6 protein-coding genes are annotated in these 5540 nt (G+C 38.2%); 4 read left to right on the forward strand and 2 right to left on the reverse strand.

Going from position 1 to position 5540, the window contains the following annotated elements:
• Positions 1–37: 37 nt before the first annotated feature.
• The 3 genes from queA to yajC are packed head-to-tail and all read left to right on the forward strand — an operon-like array spanning position 38 to position 2561.
• Positions 38–1063, forward strand: coding sequence for a tRNA preQ1(34) S-adenosylmethionine ribosyltransferase-isomerase QueA (gene queA, locus V7112_RS04805; protein WP_335416216.1), 1026 nt, complete (start codon positions 38–40; stop codon positions 1061–1063).
• A gap of 55 nt (positions 1064–1118) precedes the next feature.
• Positions 1119–2258 (forward strand): tRNA guanosine(34) transglycosylase Tgt, encoded by a 1140-nt coding sequence (gene tgt, locus V7112_RS04810; protein ID WP_335416219.1) that lies wholly within the window; start codon positions 1119–1121, stop codon positions 2256–2258.
• Positions 2259–2300: 42 nt separating this feature from the next.
• A complete protein-coding gene (gene yajC / locus V7112_RS04815; RefSeq protein ID WP_010678264.1) occupies positions 2301–2561 on the forward strand; it encodes a preprotein translocase subunit YajC in 261 nt (86 codons plus the stop codon).
• Positions 2562–2601: 40 nt separating this feature from the next.
• On the opposite strand, the gene V7112_RS04820 is transcribed toward yajC, so the two are convergent.
• Positions 2602–2985 carry a TIGR04086 family membrane protein gene (locus V7112_RS04820; RefSeq protein WP_335416223.1) on the reverse strand — a complete coding sequence of 128 codons (384 nt, stop codon included), beginning with the start codon at positions 2983–2985 and terminating at the stop codon, positions 2602–2604.
• 197 nt (positions 2986–3182) lie between these two features.
• On the opposite strand from V7112_RS04820, the gene V7112_RS04825 reads away from it, so the two are divergent.
• Positions 3183–3848, forward strand: coding sequence for a DUF421 domain-containing protein (locus V7112_RS04825; protein ID WP_335416225.1), 666 nt, complete (start codon positions 3183–3185; stop codon positions 3846–3848).
• A 25-nt stretch (positions 3849–3873) separates the two neighbouring features.
• On the opposite strand, the gene spoVB is transcribed toward V7112_RS04825, so the two are convergent.
• Positions 3874–5436 (reverse strand): stage V sporulation protein B, encoded by a 1563-nt coding sequence (gene spoVB, locus V7112_RS04830; RefSeq protein WP_335416230.1) that lies wholly within the window; start codon positions 5434–5436, stop codon positions 3874–3876.
• Between the last annotated feature and the right edge of the window lie 104 nt (positions 5437–5540).

A 5540-nucleotide genomic window follows, 5' to 3' on the forward strand; every position in this document is an offset into this window, starting at 1 on the left:
CGCCAAGGTGCATTTGATATAGGAATAAGGTGAAAATATGAAAGTAGATTTATTTGATTTTGATTTGCCAGAGGAATTAATTGCGCAAACTCCACTGGAAAATCGAGAGGCATCAAGATTAATGGTAGTGGATAAGGAAACGGGTGAAATCACCCATACACATTTTCACTCCATCCTGTCTTACTTAAATGAAGGAGATTGCCTTGTCCTAAATGATACGCGTGTGCTTCCTGCTCGTCTTTATGGCGTTAAAGAAGACACTGGTGCAAAAGTAGAGGTGCTTCTTCTAAAACAAAAAGATGGAGATACTTGGGAAACACTTGTAAAGCCAGCAAAGCGTGTAAAGGAAGGCACTGTGTTAACCTTTGGTGATGGTCGATTAAAAGCAACATGCACGGAAATCGGCGATCACGGTGGCAGAATGTTGGACTTTCACTATGAGGGAATTTTTTATGAGGTCTTAGATGCGTTAGGTGAAATGCCGTTGCCTCCATATATTCATGAGCAATTGGACGACAAAGAGCGATACCAAACAGTTTATGCGAAACATCGTGGGTCAGCCGCTGCACCTACAGCAGGGCTTCATTTTACAGAAAAACTACTTCAAGAAATTCGTGACAAAGGTGTACATATAGCTTTTATTACCCTGCATGTTGGGTTAGGAACCTTCCGCCCGGTAAGCTCAGACACAATTGAAGATCATGATATGCATTCGGAATTCTATCAGATGACTGACGAAACGGCTACATTGCTAAACGAAGTGAAAGCAAAGGGTGGAAAAATCATTTCTGTAGGAACGACTTCGACCAGAACACTTGAAACCATAGTGAAAAAACATGGGAAATTTGTAGAGTCAAGTGGATGGACAAGTATATTCATTTATCCTGGATATCAATATGAGGCAATTAATGGACTCATCACAAACTTCCATCTTCCAAAGTCAACTCTCATCATGCTTGTAAGTGCTTTAGCTGGGCGCGAGAATATCCTCCATGCCTATAATGAAGCAGTAAAAGAACGTTATCGATTTTTTAGCTTCGGAGACGCAATGCTTATTAAATAATAGGAAATTTCGGGGAGTGACACACCACTACCCACAATAAAGGAGACAGTAATCAGTGACGGCAATAAAATACGAACATATTAAAACTTGTAAGCAAACAGGTGCAAGATTAGGAATTGTACATACACCACATGGTTCTTTTGAAACGCCTGCATTTATGCCGGTTGGAACTCTTGCAACGGTAAAAACAATGTCACCTGAAGACCTAAAGGAGATGGGAGCTGGTATTATTTTAAGTAATACTTATCATCTTTGGTTAAGACCAGGACATGACATCATTAAAGAAGCAGGTGGCCTGCATAAATTCATGAACTGGGATAGGGCAATCCTGACAGATTCAGGTGGATTCCAAGTATTTAGTTTAAGTGAATTTAGAGAAATTAAGGAAGAAGGCGTTCATTTCCGCAATCATTTAAATGGAGATAAGCTATTTTTATCTCCTGAAAAAGCAATGGAAATTCAAAATGCTCTTGGATCTGATATTATGATGGCATTTGATGAATGCCCGCCATATCCGGCCAGCTTCGAATACATGAAAAAATCAGTAGAACGTACGAGTAGGTGGGCAGAGAGATGTTTAAAAGCTCACAGTCGCCCACAGGACCAAGGACTATTTGGTATTATTCAGGGAGGGGAATATGAGGAACTTCGAAAACAAAGTGCAAAAGATTTAGTATCCTTAGATTTTCCTGGGTATGCAGTCGGTGGTTTATCTGTTGGTGAGCCTAAGGATGTGATGAATAGAGTTCTCGAATTTACAACACCACATTTACCAGATGATAAGCCTAGATATTTAATGGGAGTAGGTTCGCCGGATTCTTTGATTGACGGAGCAATCCGAGGTATCGACATGTTTGACTGTGTTCTTCCAACCAGAATTGCTCGTAATGGGACCCTTATGACCAGTGAAGGAAGATTGGTTGTGAAAAACGCAGAATATGCACGCGATTTTAGACCATTAGATGAAAATTGTGATTGCTATACTTGTAAAAATTACAGTCGTGCATACATTCGACACTTAATTAAGACAAGTGAAACATTTGGAATTCGACTTACTACTTATCATAACCTGCATTTTCTGTTAAAATTAATGGAGCAAGTCAGACAAGCGATTCGCGAAGATCGTCTTGGAGACTTCCGCGAAGAATTTTTCGAGCGATACGGGTTTAACAAACCAAACGCGAAAAACTTCTAAATAAAGAAAAATGTAATTATGATAAAGCGGGAGGTGAAATGAATGGAAGGTATTTTAGGTACAGTTGGTCCTTTAATTTTAATGTTTGCGATTTTCTATTTCTTATTAATTCGTCCACAACAAAAGCGTCAAAAGGCAACAGTTCAAATGCAGTCAAGCCTTGCAAAAGGTGATAAAGTAGTGACAGTTGGCGGATTACACGGAATTATTGATTCAATCGATGAAAACAAGGTAGTCATTAAATCAGGAAATGCGAATCTTACATACGACAGACAAGCAGTACGTGATGTCATTAAGGACTAATTGAATTCAGCAAAAAAGAGCGTCTCACAACGCTCTTTTTTTATGCTTCTCTTCTTGATGGAGTGGTCATATTCACTCCGAAAATTCCACCAATGACAGCAGCTGCTAGGAAGCCAGCATGATATATTGTTTGTTCTGCAGAAAATGTAGCATCATAGCCTAAGAACTGTACAATAAACACAATGATGGAATACAAAATGCCTGTTCCACCGCCAATTAGCCAGCCTTTTTCCTTTCCTTTTCCACCTGATACAAACCCTCCAGCAAAAAGTGCAAGGAAGGAAGCACCTAAAATTACCCAAGACATGGATGATTCTTGAAGTGAAGTAAAACGCATTAATAGTGAAATAAGTAAACTTGATACAATAACAATTACAAAAATTGCTACAACACCATAAACCATTGCAACTCCCATTTTTCTCATGTCGATTCTCTCCCCCTCAATTTACCTTAGTACGAGCATATTCATGTCCAATATGAATTAGAATAAGAAGTACAAACTTTTCTTGTCCCAACTAAGAAGTTCTGAAAAAACCTATGAGTAAATGTTTTTCTTCATTTTGAGTAAACTAACATGTGCTAAGCTTTTTAAAATTTTTTATATGAGAGGGGGCTTTCGTTTTGGGCGAATACCTCATCATAATTGGGAGGACGGTTTTACTTTATTTTATTATCCTAATGATTTTTAGATTGATGGGTAAGCGTGAAATAGGAGAACTTAGTCTTCTAGATTTAATCGTATCAATGATGATTGCTGAAATGGCTGTCATTGCGATTGAAACGACAGATGATCCAATTTTACACTCCGTTGTACCGATGGTTTTACTTCTAGTAATCCAATACACTCTTGCCCTCCTTTCACTAAAAAGTAAGAAAATAAGAGAGATTATCGATGGTAAACCAACCGTTATTATTAACAGGGGAAAAATTGATGAACATGCGATGAGACAACAACGTTATAATTTTGATGATCTGATGATGCAACTGCGCGAAAAAAATGTGAAGAACTTAGCGGATGTAGAGTTTGCCATATTAGAGTCTTCAGGTGACTTATCCGTGCTCGCAAAAGGAAAGAATCAACCTTCCGAAACATCAGATTACACAATGGATTTACCACTTATACTTGATGGGGAAATCCAAGAAGAACATTTAAATCAAATTAACAAATCGGAATTTTGGCTGAGGTCTGAAGTGAAGAAGCTTGGGCATAGCAATATTAAGGAAATTGCCTATTGTAGCTATCACCACGGGAAACTACATGTTGATATCAAAGATGAAAAAAGGTAACCGATATGGGTTACCTTTTCTTCGTTTATAACAGCAATGAAAGTTTTGGACCAATAATTGGTATTCTTTTAACCTCTTCTTTCGTTAACAGTTTAAAAATAAATAACAGAATGACATAGACGAATGATGTTACTCCTATTGCAGCAAGTGTCCTTATAGCAAGTGAGGCATCTATTAAGAACATTTGATAAAAATAATGACCTGCTACCCCGGAAAGGATCATTGTAATCCCGCTCTTAATATAATCCCGAATATAGAAGCTATAGGAGATTACTTTCACAATCGTTGAAAAGTGAAGTAATGTGACAAGCATCATTCCAATGACAATGGCAAGTGCGGCCCCCATGATCCCTAAGGATGGTCTTGTTGCAAGAATAAAAATTGCAGCTGTTTTAATGAAATTTCCGATAAAACTATTGATCATCGCTGCCTTTGCTAAATCGAGTGCCTGTAACGTTGCTTGGAGAGGTCCTTGAAAATAATAAAAGATAAAAAACGGTGCCATTACTTTTATATAGATGGCCGAATTACTATTTCCGTACATAAGCTCCATGACAGGTGAAGCAAACACATATAAAACAACAATTGACAAGCCTCCTGACACGAGTGATAAACGTAACGCCTGTTTAAGGCGATATTCGATTAACAATGATTGCTTTTTTGCTGCAGCTTCACTTATTGACGGTACAAGAGCTGTTGAAAGTGAAGTCGTTATAAAAGATGGAAGCATGAGCAATGGCAAGGCAAACCCCGTGAGTTCTCCATATTGTCTTGTCGCAAGATGGGTAACAACACCAGCAATCGCTAAACTTTGGGCAACTACAATCGGTTCAAAAAACCACGAAATTGAACCGATTAATCTGCTACCTAATGTTGGAACTGCAATTCGTGTCAAATCATTGAATGTTTCTTTTCCGTTCCTAGCAGCTTTGAAAAAGTTTTTTCGAATCCGAATCCGTTTTTTCATTTTAAACATAAAGAATAAATAGAGTAACGACATGAATTCTCCAACAACAGCTGAAAGCATTGCACCTGCTGCTGCATATTCAATGCCCATCGGTAAAAATGCTTTTGTAAATACATACACTAACGTAATCCTGACGACTTGTTCAATGACCTGTGAATAAGCAGGCGGCTTCATATTTTGACGACCTTGGAAGTAGCCGCGGAGAACGGACGAAATCGCCACAATCGGAACAATCGGTGAAATAGCTAATAAAGGATAATAGGTTCGTTGGTCAGTGAGTAGAGTCTCGGATAACAAAGGTGCAAGAAAAATCATCATTGGGGTAAAGATAATACTTAATATGCCTGTAATTGATAGAGAGACCACTAGAATTTTTTTAATTCTTCTCTTATCACCCTGAGCCTCGGCTTCTGCTACTAATTTCGATATTGCCACTGGCAGCCCCATTTGGGTTAATGTAATAGTGAGGACAAATGTAGGGATTGCCATCATATAAAGCCCTACGCCTTCTTCACCAATAAGCCGTGCGACAACAATTCTATTGATAAATCCTAATATTCTTGTAATGAGTCCTGCGATAATTAAAATTAATGTTCCTTTAAGGAATGTTTGCTTTGACAATTCATTTTCCCTACCTTCTCAAAAAAGGTGATATCATTTACAATTAACTATATGCTTGGTATGTGGCCAAGCATGACAAGTATCGTTAACTTCATTCAGCAGAA

This window comes from Bacillus sp. JJ1566 (assembly GCF_036962685.1).
Taxonomy (GTDB): domain Bacteria; phylum Bacillota; class Bacilli; order Bacillales; family Bacillaceae_L; genus Ferdinandcohnia.